Genomic DNA, 16155 nt, shown 5'->3' with positions numbered 1-16155 from the left:
GGTGTGTCCTTAGTTGGTGACGGGTGCGGGTTCGGGTTCGCCTTGGCGCTCCAGGACCACGACGAAGGCGCGGTAGAGCACCAGGCCGAGGGCGGCGACCGCCGCGAGAATCAGTAACACCGTTCCGTAAGAGGCCGCCTGGTCGGTGCCGGCGATGCCCCCGAGCAGGTTGGGCTTCAGGTCCATCAGGGTTGCGGTGTAGGCGATGCCGATCGGCACTGCCATGTTGATGGTGAGGTTGTAGAAGCCGATGGCGATACCGGATTTCTCGACCGGCACCCGCCCAATGGCGGTCGATACGAGTGGGCCGTACATCAACGCGAAGCCCATGCCGAACAAGACCATCGAGATCACGAAGATCCCGATCCACTTGTCCACCACCAGAGCCGGGATCAGCATCGAGGCGGTGATCACGATCAACGCCGCGGTGATGGCCTGCTTGGATGTGAGGAACCGGGCGATTTTGCCGGTGGCCGAGCCGACGATCACAGCGGCGATGTAGCCGGGGATCAGCAGCAGGGAGACCTCACCCAGGTTGTAGCCGTAGATGTCGGATACCAGGAATGGGAAGAGGAACGTGTAGCCGAGCTGGACCGAGTAGATGACGAATACCACGATGATCATCAGCGAGTATTGAGCGTTGGCGAAGAACGCGATGGTGATCACGGCGTTGTCGTTGGTTCGGATGTGCCAGATGAACAGGATCAGCCCCGCGACGACTGGCACCAGGTACCAGGGGTTGAAGTTCTGCATGAACAGGATGATGCCGGTGGCGAACACCGCGATCAGGAAAAGCCCGAGCACGTCCACGTGGCTGTCGTTCGTTTCCTCCGCAGCAACCGTGCGGAGCACGAGCGGGATGGTCAGCAGGGAAAGCAACGTGACCAGGAAGAAGGTCGCCCAGCCGATGTAGGTGGCGATGAAGCCGCTGCCGACGGTGCCGATCAGTAGCGACAGTTGGAAGGCTGCGGTGCTGAAGCCCAGATACTTCTTCTGCTCGTCGCCCCTGAAGTGCTTGGTGACGTAGATCACGTAGAGGGTCTCGGCGGCCGCCAGACCGGCGGTCTGGATCAGCCGGCCGACCAGGACCAGCCAGAAGTTGGCCTGGAAGATGAAGCCGACGATCGACCCGATCGTCATCACGAGGATCGCGAAAATGATGAGTTTCCGGATGCTGATCGAGTCGGCCAGCGCGGCGTACACCACGGCGCCGATACCGATCAGGATGCCGGTCAGCGTGGCTTGCAGGCTGACAGTGTTGACGGGCAGGTTGAGATCCAGCGCCAGCGCCGGCGACATGAACTTGAAGCCATTGTCCAGCACCAGCGAAAACACGAAGAGGAACAGCAGGATGGGGACGGCCCGGGTCGGGTTGAAGACCGGAGTTGGACGCGTGGCGCGAGTCGCGGTGCTCATCAGATCAGTTCCAGCGCGATCTCGATCATTCCGGTGAAGGCGGTCTGCCGTTCCTCGGGGGTGGTCCTGGCGTTGGTGACGAGTTGGTCGCTAACAGTGAAGATGCCCAGCGCATCGACGCCCCCGGCCGCGGCGTTGGCGAACAGACCTGCCGACTCCATCTCGGCGGCCAAGATGCCCATCTTCATCCACTTCCCCATGGCGTCCGGATCGGCGCCGTAGAACAGGTCGGACGAGAGCACATTGCCCACGTGGGTGCGTTGACCGCGCTCGTCGGCGATCCGTTTGGCGTGCTCGAGCAGCCTGTACGACGACAGCGGCGCCCATGAACCGGGCAGGTTGAACTGGTGCAGGTAGTTGGAGTCGGTCGACGCGCCCTGGGCGATAACTACGTCGTAGAGCTCCATGTTCTTCTGCATGGCGCCGCAGGTGCCCACCCGGATCAGGTTCTTGACCCCGAAAAAGTGGATCAGCTCATAGCTATAGAGCGAGATGGAAGGGATGCCCATACCCGTGCCCATTACGGACACGGGACGCCCCCGGTAAGTGCCCGTAAAACCCAACATGTTACGAACCTCGTTGAAGCATCGGATGTCGTCGAAGTAGGTCTCGGCGATGAATTTCGCTCGCAGCGGGTCCCCCGGAAGGAGGATCGTCTCGGCGATGTCCACCCCTTTCGGATCAATGTGCGGCGTGCTGCTCATGGGGGGATACAGACCCTTCATCGTTGACCGTGATCCGACCCTCGTGGTGGTTGAACTCATGTTGACCCCTTCGTCTGAATAGTATGAAGTTATACCTCTCAGGTAGCATATCAAATGTGATACGTTCAGGGTGACAAGGAGGTCTCGTGACGACCCGTTTGGAACCGCACCCGTTCTTTCACCAGCAGCTCTACCTCACCGTCGGCCAGCCGATTCGAGTCGCCGTCTACACGCGGCTCGCAGATGGAATCCGCTCTGGTGTGTTCCGGCTCGGCGAAATGCTGCCGAGGGAAACAGAGCTCTCGGCAATGCTCGGCGTCAGCCGCACACCCGTACGCGAGGCGCTGATGCTCCTCGAAGAAGACGGGTTACTGGTCACCCGTCGCGGAGTTGGACGATTCGTAACGGACTTCATCCCGCACGGCGGACTGGAGCAGCTGCGGCCATTTGAGGTCGCCCTAGCCGACCCGAATATGACGTTGACTGTCCAGCCGGTGCGCTTCGAGTTGGAAGGGGTTACAGACTTCGTGTCCCACCGGCTCTCGCTCGACCCGGCTGCCAACGCCTGGATCCGCGAGAGCGTCTTGCTGCAGGATGGCGTTCCCGTGGCCACTGTTCAAGAGCATCTCCCCGCTGGGCGCTACCTCAGTGATGTGAGCGCGCGAATCGCATCCGAACTCTCGGAGATCGCCGCCGAACCACGGACACTTCTCGCATCCATGCAGGCCAACGGCCACGTCTTCACAAACAGCGTGTGCCAGATCGTCGCATCCGACGCTGGCCCCACGCGAGCGAAACTGCTGAACATAGGGCCGTCAGCGGCGGTCCTCATCCTCACCCAGACAGCGGAGCACGGCGGAGTTCCGATCTACGCCGCAAAATGTGTCGTCGCGCCCGGCCACGGGTCACTGTCGGTGAGGCAACATAACCCGAACTAGGGGTGCTTTTCGGCGGGGGTCAGGCTGAATGTGGGCGACCCGGTCGGCGGCCACGTCGGCCCGTTGTCGAGCGCATGCAGTGCGGACGCGCGCGGAACGATGCGACGGTTTTAGGCGAGCAGACCTGTCCGCCCAATCGAGTTCGGCGAGGCCGGCACGGACGCCTAGTAGGTGCTGGTCGGGACGGCGCGCGTGCTGCCGCTGAGCAGTGCGGCGCCGCCGGAGACGCCGAGGCGACTCGCGCCCGCAGCGATCATGGCGCGGGCATCGTCGAAGCTGCGCACGCCGCCCGACGCCTTCACCTGGGCTCGGTCGCCCACGGTCTGCTTCATCAGGCGCACGGCGTGCTCGGTCGCCCCGCCGGCGGGGTGGAAGCCGGTGGAGGTCTTCACGAAGTCGGCGCCCGCGGCCACGGCAGCCTGGCACACGGCGACGATCTCGGCATCCGTCAACGCTGCAGATTCGATGATGACCTTGAGCACCTTCGGCGCCGGGATGCTCGCGCGCACGGCGGCGATGTCGGCCTGCACGTCGTCGAAGCGGCCGGCCTCGGCCGAACCGATGTCGATGACCATGTCGATCTCGTCGGCGCCCTGCTCGATGGCGAGCGCGGCCTTGGCGGCTTTGGCGGTGGCCTCGGGCGTGAGCAGGGTGTGGTCGATCTGGCGGGCGACGCTTCTGGCGTCGGGGGCGAGAATGGTCATGAGGTGCATCTTTCGTTGGTGAGGGGTTTGGAGGTGCCCGGCGGCGTGCCGGGGTGGCCGGCGAGGGTGGCGTGCGCAGCGTTGATGACCGCGTGAGGTGGATGCCGCGGCGACGCAGCACCTCGGGGCCGCTACCCGACTCGCCGAATTCCTCGATCGACACCACGTGTCCGTCCAGTCCGACCCAGCGGTACCTGGCGTCGCCGCGGCCCGCCTCGACGGCCACGCGATCGCTGGAAGCCGAGTGTTAGCTGCGATCGCCCGGTGGCAGGATAGGACCACCAAACTTATCGATTGCCGATTCTGGATGCTGAACCGCGCTGTGCCGCGTCGGGTTCCGTTCTACCTCGACGACGTCGAGAGTCGCGACGAGCCTCGCCAACGCGGAAAGGGTCGGTGCCGGTCCTTGTTACTTCTGGTCCTTCAGAACGGCCACGCCGAGGTCATGAACGCTCTGGTCCGTCGCGGCGGCCCAGGACTGGAGCGTTCCAGCGATCGCGAGGATGCTGCCCTCCAAGATCGTCAATCCGTCGTACCGGCCGTGCAGTGCGGCAACCGCTTCCAATGCTCGCCCTTTTCGCGCCAGCGCGACTATGTCTGTCCCCGCGACACGGGAACGGCTCGACCAGTCAGGGATCCGCGTACGAGCAAGCAGCTTGGTGAGGCTGGCATCACGATGCCACGAATCGAGCAGGCCGAGGCTCACCCCGGTGACAGGAGCGACCGATGGTTCGCCAGTCTCCTTCGGCTCCGGGGCGATGCCACGAATCACGGCCTCAGTACTCTGCACGTCGCCCGAGCTGATTGCTTCCGACGCCGACAGGAGCACGGTCAACGTATTCGACCTGGTCACGCCGATCGGCGTGAATCGTTCCAGGTTTGTTCGCTCAACCGCGCGTGCGAGTGCCGCGTTCAAGGCAGCCATGTCGAAACTCGACGGATCATTGACATCTATGCCATCTTCCGCCAAGAGCGGTGCCATCTCCTGAAGAGGGTCATTGGCCATGCCTGGCCGGTGGACCATGCCGGCTGCGCCGAATGCGCTTCGGAAGTTGAGGTCGTCTAAGCCTGAATCCACCGATCGGACTTGGGATCTAGCGGCGCGTTAAACGGAGAATGCCCTTCTTATCAGGGAAAATTGTACTTACCACAGAACAATTCAACTGATCCAGAAGGACATCTCTTAGATGCAAGTTTCGCACACCACCCGCGCCGTGTCGCACGTCTTCGATGACTCCAACCTCGTGTCTTCTGCGGGTTTGGTCCCAGAGATGAAACTGGCCGAGAAAGCGGGCCTGCGACGGCTGGCCGACAAATGGTTGAGCGTCCCCACGGACAAGGGCGCGAACGCCGGCCTGAAGATCGCGTCCCTGGTTGCCGGGATGGTGGCCGGTGCGGATGCCATTGACTGATCAACATCCCCGCGAGGATCGCCGCGTCAGCCCGGCGCATCACACTGCACCTGCCCGAGAACTGGCCCTGGGAAACCGGCTGGGCCCACCTCTTCGACCACGCCTTCGCACCACCGAGCCCAACCCCGACCTGACCCGCCCGCCCCGACCCGGCACGACCTGGAAGCCAAGTGGAACAACGCGAGCAGCGAGGCTCAGCGCACAACCACGCCCCAGCACGCCGCCGCAACTCAAATCAGAAAACGACTCCCAACCTCAGCCGGTCGGTGGAATGAGGCTTAGGACAGCGTCGAACTGAGCAGCAGACTCGTTTCGCTGTTAACGACGCCCTCGACGGAGCGAATCTGGCCGAGTAGCCGGTCGAAGTTGCTCAGCGTGTCGGTCCGGATCTCGGCCACCAGGTCCCAGCCGCCGTTCGTGGTGTGTAGCGCCCGGACTTCGGGAAAGCCGCGAAGTTGGCTGATCGCCCGATCTGTTGAGCGCCCCTCGACCTCGATGAGCGCGATCGCCCGGATCGAGTCGGGATCCCGCTCTTCGCGAACCCGGACGGAGAATCCGAGGACGGTGCCCGTGTCCAGCAGCCGCTGCAGCCGGATGTTCACCGTTGCCCTCGTGACTCCGAGGTCATGGGCGAGCGTGGTGACGGGGGTTCGCCCGTCCGCCCGCAGCGCGCCGATTAGGCGGCGATCGAGGTCGTCGAGCGTATGCATGATTCACACTGTACAGCCAGGGTAACCATCTTGAAAGATTAATGGAACATATTGGCTCGTTCTGCTCGTTACGCGTGCACATTGCCCGGTCATAGGCTGATTACAGAAAACAAAAAGAAGGTTGTCGTGGTGCGTTTTATGAACGTAAAGAACATCACCGCCCGGCCGTTCGGCTTCGACATCGTCGTGGTAGCGAGCGTACGGGACGCGGTGGCGGGCGCCGACATCATCACGACCGCCACTACTGATAAGACCCAGGCGGCGGGGCGCACGCACTACGACTAGATCGCCATCTTCGACTCGGTCGATTTTGCCATCGAAGACTTTTCGGTGCTGCGCTACCTGCGCGATTCGGTTGCCGGCGCCTCATTCTTCGTCGAACTCGATCTGATCGCCGGTCCCTTCGATTCCAAGAACCTCTTCGGTCTGGTCGCTGACGTTATTGTCTCGATTTCTGCTCGGCCGTAAGCGCTGGCTCTTTGGGGCGGTGATCGGCGTGCCGTCAATGTTAAGTTCAACCACTGCGTTTCTTAAAACCTGATCAGGCATTGCCCTGCGTCGGTTTCTGACACGCTCCACCGAAATGCACGGCAGATTTCAAGAACATCCGTTTCAAGAACATCCGTGAACTCGCCACTTAGTTCCCTCGGCCGCTAAGCCCGGAAACCTTTCGACCTGACGATCGGATGTCAAATATCCGTATCAACGCCGGAGGTCATCATGGTCCAACCAAGGTCCGAGGTCGGGTCTGTCCCGACCGAGCCCGAGGGGCGCACAACCGAGCGCGCCCTGTCCCTGCCTCAGTCGACTGCACTGATTATGGGCAGTATCATCGGTGTCGGCATCTTCTCGCTGCCCTACGCATTAGCGTCGTATGGCCCGATCAGCCTGGTCGCCATGGGCCTCGCCACCGTCGGGGCGGTCGCGCTTGCGCTGATGTTCGCGGTGATGTCGCGACGCCTGCCGGCTGCCGGCGGACCGTATGCCTATGCACGCTCAGGGTTCGGCAACGCGGCCGGGTTCGTTAACGCCTGGTCCTACTGGATCACGGCATGGGCGGGCAATGCGGCGATCGTCGTCGGCTGGGTGTACTACGTCGAGCACTTCCTAAACAAGGACGGCGCGGTCGGCTGGTCCATCCTGATCGCCCTCGTCGGGTTGTGGATCCCGGCCGTGATCAACCTGACTGGCGTGCGCGTGATGGGTTCGGTCCAAGTCTGGACGACGGTGCTGAAGTTCATCCCGCTGGCCATCATGTCGACCGTCGGGTTGTTCTTCATCAAGGCGGGGAACTTCACGCCGTGGAACCTCAGCGGTGACAGCAGCCTGTCGGCGATCGGTGGAGCGATGGCGATCGCACTGTTTAGCTATTTGGGCGTCGAGACCGCGGCCGTTGCCGCGGCGAAGGTCCGCGATCCCGAACGGAATGTCCCGAAGGCGACCATCTACGGCACGCTCGCTAGCGCCATCGTCTACCTGCTGTCGATGGTTGCCGTGTTCGGCATCGTGCCCGCCTCGCAGTTGGCTATGGACGTGAACAAGGCGTCCTACTCCGTCGCGGCCAACTCGATCGTCGGCGGCGGTTCCTGGGCCGGGGACTTGGTGGCGTTGGCCGTCATCGTCTCCGGTATCGGCGCGCTGAACGGCTGGACAATGATCTGCGCGGAGATGCCGTTGGCTGCCGCGAAGGACGGGCTGTTCCCGGCGCGGTTCGGGAGCCTGTCGCGGCGCCGGGTTCCGGCCTTCGGGATCATCGCGTCCACCGCGCTGGCGTCGGTCGCCGTGGTGATCAGCTATCTGGGAACCAGCGGCTCAACGGTGTTTACCACCCTGGTCCTGATGACCGGGATCACGGCGGCCGTGCCCTACGCATTCTCCGCCTTGGTCCAGATCAAGTGGCGTTGGCGGGACAGCCACCCAGTCCACACGTCGAGGTTCGCTTTCGATGTGTCGGTGGCGGTCGTGGCGCTGATCTTCTCGGTCGCCTTCATCTACTACTCCAGGAACACCAGCGACTTGTGGTACGTCGTCTGGGGCCCGTTCCTGATGGCCGGCGGCGCGTTCGTCGTCGGGATCCCGGTCTACCTTGCGCAGCGGCACCGGATGACTAAGCCGGCCCCCGTGCCCGAGTACCGCTGAGCATTTACACCATCAATATAGTAAGGAATAGCCATGCCATTTCGTGTTGAATCCGAGGTAGGAGTGCTGCGCCAGGTGATCGTCCACCGGCCGGGTCTCGAGCTCAGCCGGCTGACCCCGGACAACGTCGACGACCTGCTCTTCGACGACGTCATGTGGGCCGATCGGGCTAGGGAAGAGCACGACGCGTTCGTCGGCCAGCTCAGAGAGCGCAACGTGACGGTGCACTACTTCCGCGAACTGCTCGCCGCGGCGCTGGACGCGCCGGGTGCCCGGGAGTTCCTGCAGAAGTGTCTGACCACGGCCATCCGGTTCGGGCCCGCGCTGGACAAGCCGCTGGAGCGGATCGTCGACCAAACGTCGTCGGAGGTGCTTTCCGAGCTCCTGATCGGGGGCGTGCTCAAGAGTGACGTCATGCCGATGCTGCACACGCCCAGCCTTCTGATGGAGTCCCTCGGCATCGACGACTTCCTGCTGCGGCCCCTGCCGAACCACCTGTTCCAGCGCGATAACTCGTCCTGGATCTACGGCGCCCTGAGCATCAACCCGATGGCCAAGCAGGCCCGCAAACGCGAGACCATCAACTCCCGCCTGATCTACAAGTTCCACCCGATGTTCCGCGACGCCGGGCTGGAGATCGTCTACGGCGACGATTTCCTGCCCCACGAGCCCGCTACCGTCGAGGGCGGCGACGTGCTCGTGATCGGTAATGGGGTGCTGATGATCGGGATGGGCGAGCGGACCTCGCCCCAGGGGGTCGAGACACTGGCCCGACTGCTCTTCCAAGGCGGCCATGTCCGCCAGGTGATCGTCGTCGAGCTGCCGAAGGAGCGGGCGTTCATGCACCTGGACACCGCCATGACAATGGTCGACAGCGACGCGTTCTCCGTTTATCCGTACCTGCCCGAGACGCTGCGCGCGTTCATGCTCACCCCGGTGGGGTCCGGCGGCGACTACGACATTACGGAGCACACTGACCTGTTTCCTCTCGTGGCCGAGGCCCTCGGCGTCGACAAGGTCCGGGTCCTGCGCACCCCAATCGATCGCGCGGGTGCGCAGCGAGAGCAGTGGAACGATGGGAACAACTTCCTCGCCGTTTCCCCCGGCGTCGTGCTGGGTTATGAGCGGAACACGACCGCCAATCGATACCTCGCCGACGAGGGCATCGAAGTCGTACCCGTCGTGGGATCCGAGCTCGGCCGCGGGCGCGGCGGTCCGCGATGTCTGTCCTGTCCAATCGAAAGAGATGCGGTGATCCTGTGAGCTTTAACCTGCACAACCGGAGTTTCCTTAAGGAAGTCGACTTCACCCCGAAGGAGTGGAAGTTCCTCCTCGGGCTGGCCGCGGACCTCAAGGCAGCCAAATACGCCGGCACTGAGCTGCCGCGGCTAACCGGGAAGAACATCGCCCTCATCTTCGAGAAGACCTCCACCCGGACCCGCTGCGCCATGGAGGTCGCCGCGCACGACCAGGGCGCCCACGTGACCTACCTCGATCCGAGCGGGTCACAGATGGGGCACAAGGAGTCCGTTAAGGACACCGCGCGGGTGCTGGGCGGGATGTTCGACGCCATCGAGTATCGCGGCTCGGCGCAGACCAACGTCGAGACGCTGGCCGCGTCGTCGGGTGTGCCGGTGTGGAACGGGTTGACGGACGAGTGGCATCCCACCCAGGCGCTGTGCGACATGCTCACGATGCGCGAGCACTCCACCAAGAACGACCACGAGATCGCCTTCGCGTACCTCGGAGACGCGCACAACAACGTCGCGAACTCGCTGCTGGTGGCAGGGGCGCTGATGGGCATGGACGTGCGCATCGTGGCCCCCCGCCAGCTGTGGAACACCGACGATGTGATCGCGGCCGCCCAGACGATCGCCGAGAGCACGGGCGCGCGGCTGACCCACACTGAGGACGTCGCCGAGGGCGTGGCCGGGGTCGACTTCATCTACACCGACATCTGGGTCTCCATGGGCGAGCCCAAGGAAACTTGGGACGAACGCATCGCCGCCCTGCTTCCCTACCAGGTCACCGCGGACGTCTTGGCTAAGACCAGCAACCCCGACGTCAAGTTCATGCACTGCCTGCCGGCGTTCCACGACCGGAACACGGCCGTCGGGGAACAGTTGTTCAAGCAGACCGGCCTCGGCGAGCTTGAGGTCACGGACGAGGTGTTCGAGTCGTCCAGCTCCATCGTGTTCGCTCAGGCCGAGAACCGGATGCACTCGATCAAGGCGATCATGGTCGCCACCCTGGGTTCCTGATGCGCCTCGTGGTCGCTCTCGGCGGCAACGCGCTCCAGGAGCGCGGCGCCCCGATGACGGTGCAAAACCAACGTGCCAACGTCGCCAAGGCGTGCGCCGCACTGGCGCCAATCGCCCAGGAGCATCAGCTGGTGATCTCCCACGGCAACGGGCCGCAGGTCGGGCTGCTCGCGCTCCAGGCGGCCGCCTACGACCACACGTCCGAGTACCCTTTCGACGTCCTGGGCGCCCAGACCGAGGGAATGATCGGGTACATGATCGAACAAGAACTCGGCAACCGACTCCCGTTCGAAAAGTCGATCGCGACGATCCTGACAATGACCGAGGTGGACCCGGCAGACCCGGCGTTCACGGACCCGACGAAGTTTGTCGGGCCGGTGTACGACGCCGACGAGGCGCGTCGCCTGGCGGTGCTGCGGGGGTGGGTTATCAAACCCGACGGCGACCACTGGCGTCGGGTGGTGCCCTCGCCCATGCCGCAGCGGATCTTCGAGCTGAGCACGATCAAAACGCTGGTGGCGGCCGACACGGTGGTGATCTGCGCCGGCGGCGGTGGCATACCCACCATGTACCAGCCCGGCTCCCGCAAACTCATCGGCGTCGACGCCGTGATCGACAAGGACCGGGCCAGCGCGGTGCTGGCCCGGGACCTCAAGGCCGACTCCCTAGTGATCGCCACCGACGCGGACGCCGTCTACACCGGCTGGGGGACGCCAGAACAGCGCGCCATCATGCTCGTCCACCCGGACACGCTCGCGGGCTTCGACTTCCCGGCGGGCTCGATGGGACCCAAGGTTGAGGCGGCGATCGACTTCGCCCGCAACACCGGTCGCGACGCCTTCATCGGATCCCTGACAGAGTTGCCGGCGCTCCTGGACGGAACCGCGGGTACCCGGGTTTCCGTGACAGCCAACGGCGTGGCCTACCGCTGACCCCGCCGCGGTCCCACGACGCCGGTCCACGGCGGCTGACGGGGACGACAGAAACCTGCCCGGGCCGACTCAACGGTCCGGGCAGGTGCGCGTATACGGCAGGTTGGGCAGCGCGGCCTTCTCTCGCAACCAGGTCATGACAGGAGGAACGACCTCGACAATAAAGTTGGCGATCGGAGTCAAAACGCGAATCAGTTCGCCGATTTTCTCAACCAGCAACGTGCGTGGCCCGACGCTGAAGTCCTCGCGTGTGAGCTTTCACGGAATCCCAATCCGCAAGAAGAACATATAAGTTCGGCGATCCCATTGATCTTGACAAGAATAAGGAACGAAACCCGGGGTGGCCGCCAATCAGAGGGCGCGCTTGCTTGAACGCGACCTCGAACTCGACCTTGGAACTGGCCAGCACCGGAAAAAATGCATGCTCAAGGATCATGCCCTCGGCCTCTCAGACCTGCTCCGGAGCCAAATCGGCGGGAGGTCAGTGGGTCCCGCTTAGCCTCAATACCGTTCAGTTAAGCATTCTCGTGTTACGTTGTGGAAAAGACGAACCTTCGTCCGAGGCATCAGGAGACCCTCGCTGACGGGTCCTGGCTGGCGACGATCATCCCGACCTCCGGCCCTGGGCGGCAATCGACACCACCGTTGACCGTGCGGGTCGTGGACTACACGATCGACGATGGACGCGACAACCCTGACGCCTACCGGCTGCTGACCACGATCCTTGATCCGGCCGAGGCCTCAGCGGAAGAACTCGCGACCGTGTACTCCGAACGGTGGGAGATCGAGTCCGTGTACGACGAGCTGAAAACTCACCAACGCGGGCCGCGCATGGTGATGCGGTCTAAATCTCCTGACTTGGTCAAGCAGGAAATCTGGGGCCACCTCTGTTGCCACTACGCGATCCGCACCCTCATGGTTGGGGCCGCCCAACACGCTCGCCGCGACCCCGACCGGGTCTCTTTCGTTGCCGCACTCCGCATCGCCCGCCGTTCCGTGGCCCAGGGCGCTTTTTCCCCCTCCGCAGCCTGATCACGCCAAAGTGGTCTGGCGCCACGCCATCCTCGCCCTCGTCCGGCGCCTGAACCCGGCGCGACGACGGCGATCACACCCTCGAGTCATCAAACGCAAGGTCTCGAAGTGGCCCGCCAAACGCTTCCACCACACGCACTGGCCACAACCCCTCCACGAGCCAGAAATCACCACTCAAACGCTTAAATGAACGGTATTGAGGCTAAGGGGGTAGACATGCTCCAAGCCTAAGCGCGGTTCTTTGCGTCGGGAAGCAAGGCGGGCATCCGCCCGGATCACGCTGCAAACTTGCAATGACAACTCGCTTTTCTCGACTACGTCGACTACCACTGAACCAAGATGACCACAATGCACAACCCTCCGCACCCGAGCTTGCTCCTGGGAACGCGCGCGGAGCTCTGGCTGGGAATTCAGACTGCGTTCGATTTGTGGAATGAAAAGCAGAAGCCGCGGCCGGAAGTTCTTCCGCTTACGGGTTAGGCGCGTGGCGAGCCGGCACGCGACCGTCCAAGGGCCTGAAGCCAGCCCTTTGGCCGATCCGTTGGCATCGATGTCGTTGAAAAGTTGACAAATGCGCAATCGGCTAGGCCATGCTTTCGCTATTGGAAACTGAAAACCGCAGGCACACCACCGAGCTGTTCGTCGCCGAGCCACTAACTCCGCTCAGGCCTACCGTGAGAACTGCGGGCGACGGTCAGAGTGCGCCAGGGCAACGCCGGGGGCGATGACGATGTACGGCGCCTGACGTACGTAACGCGGCAACGCCACTGTAACCACGCACCATCGCGGACAATCACACGTGCTGAACCGTCGAGACGGGCGTATCCTTTGCGTAAACATGTCTTACTTTGGAAGGTGGCAGTGTGACGATCTCAATCCGTCTCACCCCCGAGGAAGAGGAGCGGCTGGAGGAGCTGTCCAGACGCACGGGGCGTTCGAAGAGCTTCTACGTTCGAGCTGCCCTCCGCGAGCATCTGACCGATCTGGAGGACGCTTTTGCGGCCGACGAATCGCTGAACGCTTTTGAAGCCGCAGGCCGCCGCTCCCGGCCGCTCTCGGCGCTGAAAGCCGAGTCTGAGCTGTGATCGCCCGGTGGCGCGTTGAGACCACCGAGCAGTTCGATTGCCAATTCAGGAAGCTGGACCGCGCTGTGCAGCGACGAGTCCTGTTATACCTCGAGGACGTCGAACGTCTCGACGATCCTCGCCAACGCGGGAAGGGTCTGACCGCGATGTCTGGCTCCGGAACACCGAAGACTCAGGCCGATCTCAAGCAGCTATTGCAACTTACCTCCGCCATCACGAATCCCACGGCTGAAGTGACAAACCTGCGGGACACGACGGCGTCTGCATTGATCGAGGATTACCAATCGGCCTCCCTGGCCGCGGCAATAGTGGCGTTCGATGAGACCCTCTGCTGACCAGACGTGCTTGGTCTGCTGAACGTCGACCAGGGGCTGTTCCCCAGCATGAGCGTGTGGGAGAACATCGCGTTCGGCCTGCGGGTGCGAAAGACCAGGAAGGCCGAAACGGCGCTGCTCGTCGACGAGATCGCCGCGCAGGTCGAGCTCACCGAGGAGCAGCTCGCGAAGAACGTGTCCGAACTCTCCGGTGGCCAGCAGCAGCGGGTCGCCATCGCCCGGGCCCTCGTGCTCAAGCCGCGCATCCTGCTGCTCGACGAGCCCCTCTCCAATCTCGACGCCAAGCTGCGCGTGCAGCTGCGCGAACAGCTGAAAAACCTGCAGCGGGAACTCGGCATCACCACGGTGTACGTCACGCACGAACAGGAAGAAGCCCTCACCATGAGCGACCGGATCGCCGTGTTCAACCACGGCGTGGTCGAGCAGGTAGGCACCCCGGAGGAGATCTACAACCGCTCCGGCACCGAGTTCGTGTGCACCTTCGTCGGTGCGATGAACAAGCTCTCGGGCGACGTCGTGCACCAGCTGCGCCAGCGCGGCGGCACCGATCTCGCACCAGCGAAAACGTCGTACCTGCGCCTGGAGAAGGTGTCGTTGCAGGCGCCCCCGGGCAACACGGATGCGATCCGGCTCGACGGCGTCGTCGCCGGCCGTTCCTACCACGGCTCGCACAGCACCTACACAATCGACAGTCGTGGCAGCAGCATTCGTGCACTGGTGCCCGAGGGCGGCGGATCTGCGCTCGAACCGGGTTCTGCGGCGCAGCTGTATATCGACCCGTCGTCGATCCTGCAGTACTAGAGGGGGGCATCCGTGCGCACTTCGTCGTGGGCTCCAATGTTCCGATCCCCGTTCGTCGTCATCATCACCCTGGTGACGCTGTGGTTCGTGGCGACGTTTTTGGTCTTCCCGAACGCCAACCTGCTCATCAGAACCTTCTTTCCGGAGGGTCAGTTCAGCTTTCGGGCCGTCGAGAAACTGGTCAGCTCCGAACGCGCTCGACTATGTCTATGCGGCGACCGGCCAGACCCGTGCGTTCCTCTCCCGCGCCCGGCCCACGGACTTCCGCTCCGGTACCAAAGCCCCGATCGTGATCATCCCCGGGGTGTATGAATCCTGGCAGTTCATGCGACCGTTGATTGAGATACTGCACGGCCACGGGCATCCGGTGCACGTGGTGGCGAAGCTCGGCCGCAACCGGCGTTCTCTGGCGGATGCCGCCGCGACCGTGGCCGCCTACCTCGAGCGGGAGAACCTGACCGGCGTCGTCATCGTGGCGCACAGCAAGGGCGGCCTGATCGGCAAACTGCTCATGACGACGGATGACCCGGGCCGCCGGGTGAGCGGAATGACCGCGATCAGTGCTCCCTTCGGCGGTTCCCGCTATGCGCGCTACTGGGTCGTGCCGAGCATTCGTGCCTTCGCTCCCGCCAACGTGGCCCTGCACGATGCCGGGTGCGCGACCGACGGAAGCCGCAGGGCGTGCCCCTCGATGATGGCGGCGGTTTGCACGGCGGCACTGTGGTGCACCAGGTGGCGGTGCCCCGCGACCTCGAACACATGCCCGTCCGGCGCGGCGGCGGCCAGCGATGCACACCAAATGCTGCCCGAGACGGGGTCGTTGGTGCCTCGGATCACGAGGATGGGGGAGCGCACCTCGCCAAGGGCCAGGTCGGTGCGGTAGCCGAGCATGGGGACGAGCTCGGTGGAGAACCAGCGCGGGCCGCACTCGAGGTAGTCACGGAACACGATCAGATTGCCCGACGGCGACTCCTTGGCCACATCCCGGGTCAGGCCCAGCGCCTGTTGCACGGCTGTCGACCGGCGGGGATCGGTGACAGGGCCGATCAGAACCAGGTGGGAGACGGCATCGGGGCGTTGCCGGGCCACCTCGGTGACGAATTGGGCGCCCATCGAATGGCCGACCAGGACCGCCCGCGGCACCTCGAGCCGATCAAGTAGCCGGCCGAGCAGGGCGCCGTATTCTTCGACAGCGAGCGGCCGAACGGGCCGGCGGGTGCCGCCGAATCCGGGCAGATCGAGCGAATGGGTATGCCCGATGGCCGCCAGGCTCCTCTGTACCCGGCGGTAGTAGCGGTGCGACGCCCCGATGCCGTGGACCAGCAGGTAGGTCGGCGCGTCCGGCGAAGGCGAGGTGCTCTTCAGGGAGTGCACGGTGAATTGATGCCCATCAACCTCGATGCTGCGGCTACGGGCAGGAACAGCGGCTGCGCGCCGTCGTTCGACACGCGCTCGGTCGGTGCTCGTCACGGGGTTTCCTTCGGGTTCAGGTGCAAAAATCCTAGCCTCCGGCAGTGCCGGGTGGCCTGGGCGCTCACGGGGGCTGAGACATCCGTCACTGATAAGACGGATGCGGGCCGAATTCGTCACGCCCGCGGCACCGATCGGTCGGGCGCGCCCCGCCTGGCGGCCTGCCCGGCGCCCTGCCCGGCGGCCTGCCCGGCGGCCTGCCCGGCGCCCTGCCCG

At 63.9% G+C, this 16155-nt stretch carries 18 protein-coding genes and 2 pseudogenes; 12 read left to right on the top strand and 8 right to left on the bottom strand.

The window, feature by feature from the left end:
• Nucleotides 1-9: 9 nt before the first annotated feature.
• Both CXY82_RS13965 and deoD read right to left on the bottom strand, forming a co-directional pair.
• Nucleotides 10-1416: an MFS transporter gene (locus CXY82_RS13965; protein WP_104171456.1), complete on the bottom strand. Its 1407-nt coding sequence runs from the start codon at nt 1414-1416 to the stop codon at nt 10-12.
• Nucleotides 1416-2120 carry a purine-nucleoside phosphorylase gene (deoD, locus tag CXY82_RS13960; protein ID WP_104171455.1) on the bottom strand — a complete coding sequence of 235 codons (705 nt, stop codon included), beginning with the start codon at nt 2118-2120 and terminating at the stop codon, nt 1416-1418. Before deoD ends, CXY82_RS13965 begins: the two co-directional genes overlap by 1 nt.
• A 146-nt stretch (nt 2121-2266) precedes the next feature.
• Between deoD and CXY82_RS13955 the strand changes: the two genes are divergently transcribed.
• Complete coding sequence (locus CXY82_RS13955; protein ID WP_104171454.1) at nt 2267-3058, top strand: GntR family transcriptional regulator; 792 nt, start codon at nt 2267-2269, stop codon at nt 3056-3058.
• Nucleotides 3059-3222: 164 nt separating this feature from the next.
• Here CXY82_RS13955 and deoC read toward each other — a convergent pair whose 3' ends face one another.
• Complete coding sequence (gene deoC / locus CXY82_RS13950) at nt 3223-3762, bottom strand: deoxyribose-phosphate aldolase (protein WP_104171547.1); 540 nt, start codon at nt 3760-3762, stop codon at nt 3223-3225.
• A gap of 409 nt (nt 3763-4171) precedes the next feature.
• On the bottom strand, nt 4172-4768 hold the full coding sequence (locus tag CXY82_RS13945; protein ID WP_146069139.1) for a hypothetical protein: 597 nt from the start codon (nt 4766-4768) through the stop codon (nt 4172-4174).
• A gap of 181 nt (nt 4769-4949) precedes the next feature.
• Here CXY82_RS13945 and CXY82_RS13940 point away from each other — a divergent pair.
• Nucleotides 4950-5171: pseudogene (locus CXY82_RS13940) on the top strand (IS1380 family transposase); the annotation flags it as partial.
• Between the two features lie 281 nt (nt 5172-5452).
• On the opposite strand, the gene CXY82_RS13935 reads toward CXY82_RS13940, so the two are convergent.
• Nucleotides 5453-5884, bottom strand: a complete 432-nt coding sequence (locus CXY82_RS13935; protein WP_104171452.1) for an Lrp/AsnC family transcriptional regulator — start codon at nt 5882-5884, stop codon at nt 5453-5455.
• Between the two features lie 138 nt (nt 5885-6022).
• Here CXY82_RS13935 and CXY82_RS17125 point away from each other — a divergent pair, with 138 nt between their 5' ends.
• The 6 genes from CXY82_RS17125 (at nt 6023) to arcC (ending at nt 11216) form a co-directional block, all read left to right on the top strand.
• Entirely contained in the window at nt 6023-6169 is a 147-nt protein-coding gene (locus CXY82_RS17125; RefSeq protein WP_146069138.1) for a hypothetical protein, read from the top strand.
• 45 nt (nt 6170-6214) lie between these two features.
• Nucleotides 6215-6352 carry a hypothetical protein gene (locus tag CXY82_RS17400; protein WP_158252196.1) on the top strand — a complete coding sequence of 46 codons (138 nt, stop codon included), beginning with the start codon at nt 6215-6217 and terminating at the stop codon, nt 6350-6352.
• Between the two features lie 252 nt (nt 6353-6604).
• Entirely contained in the window at nt 6605-8023 is a 1419-nt protein-coding gene (locus CXY82_RS13930; RefSeq protein ID WP_104171451.1) for an amino acid permease, read from the top strand.
• A 33-nt stretch (nt 8024-8056) separates the two neighbouring features.
• A complete protein-coding gene (locus tag CXY82_RS13925) occupies nt 8057-9286 on the top strand; it encodes an arginine deiminase (protein WP_104171450.1) in 1230 nt (409 codons plus the stop codon).
• Nucleotides 9283-10284, top strand: a complete 1002-nt coding sequence (gene argF, locus CXY82_RS13920) for an ornithine carbamoyltransferase (protein ID WP_104171449.1) — start codon at nt 9283-9285, stop codon at nt 10282-10284. Before CXY82_RS13925 ends, argF begins: the two co-directional genes overlap by 4 nt.
• Nucleotides 10284-11216 carry a carbamate kinase gene (gene arcC, locus CXY82_RS13915; RefSeq protein WP_104171448.1) on the top strand — a complete coding sequence of 311 codons (933 nt, stop codon included), beginning with the start codon at nt 10284-10286 and terminating at the stop codon, nt 11214-11216. The genes argF and arcC overlap by 1 nt, the downstream gene beginning before the upstream one ends.
• A 208-nt stretch (nt 11217-11424) precedes the next feature.
• On the opposite strand, the gene CXY82_RS13910 is transcribed toward arcC, so the two are convergent.
• On the bottom strand, nt 11425-11652 hold the full coding sequence (locus tag CXY82_RS13910) for an antibiotic biosynthesis monooxygenase (RefSeq protein WP_104171447.1): 228 nt from the start codon (nt 11650-11652) through the stop codon (nt 11425-11427).
• Between the two features lie 122 nt (nt 11653-11774).
• Between CXY82_RS13910 and CXY82_RS13905 the strand changes: the two are divergent.
• From CXY82_RS13905 to CXY82_RS13885, 4 genes and pseudogenes are all read left to right on the top strand, one after another.
• Nucleotides 11775-12248 (top strand): annotated as a pseudogene (locus CXY82_RS13905) (transposase); the annotation flags it as partial.
• Between the two features lie 863 nt (nt 12249-13111).
• Nucleotides 13112-13333: a DUF6290 family protein gene (locus CXY82_RS13895; protein WP_104171445.1), complete on the top strand. Its 222-nt coding sequence runs from the start codon at nt 13112-13114 to the stop codon at nt 13331-13333.
• Entirely contained in the window at nt 13330-13668 is a 339-nt protein-coding gene (locus CXY82_RS13890) for a type II toxin-antitoxin system RelE/ParE family toxin (protein WP_104171444.1), read from the top strand. The genes CXY82_RS13895 and CXY82_RS13890 overlap by 4 nt, the downstream gene beginning before the upstream one ends.
• A gap of 6 nt (nt 13669-13674) precedes the next feature.
• Nucleotides 13675-14469, top strand: a complete 795-nt coding sequence (locus CXY82_RS13885; protein WP_370443710.1) for an ABC transporter ATP-binding protein — start codon at nt 13675-13677, stop codon at nt 14467-14469.
• Here CXY82_RS13885 and CXY82_RS18335 read toward each other — a convergent pair.
• Nucleotides 14466-14597, bottom strand: coding sequence for a hypothetical protein (locus tag CXY82_RS18335; protein WP_255408594.1), 132 nt, complete (start codon nt 14595-14597; stop codon nt 14466-14468). The genes CXY82_RS13885 and CXY82_RS18335 overlap by 4 nt on opposite strands.
• A gap of 463 nt (nt 14598-15060) precedes the next feature.
• Complete coding sequence (locus CXY82_RS13880) at nt 15061-15939, bottom strand: alpha/beta fold hydrolase (RefSeq protein ID WP_158252195.1); 879 nt, start codon at nt 15937-15939, stop codon at nt 15061-15063.
• Nucleotides 15940-16155 lie beyond the last annotated feature (216 nt).

The sequence above is a fragment of the Cryobacterium sp. M23 genome (genome assembly GCF_002929655.1).
GTDB lineage: Bacteria > Actinomycetota > Actinomycetes > Actinomycetales > Microbacteriaceae > Cryobacterium > Cryobacterium sandaracinum.
This window is presented reverse-complemented; position numbering and strand designations above follow the sequence as displayed.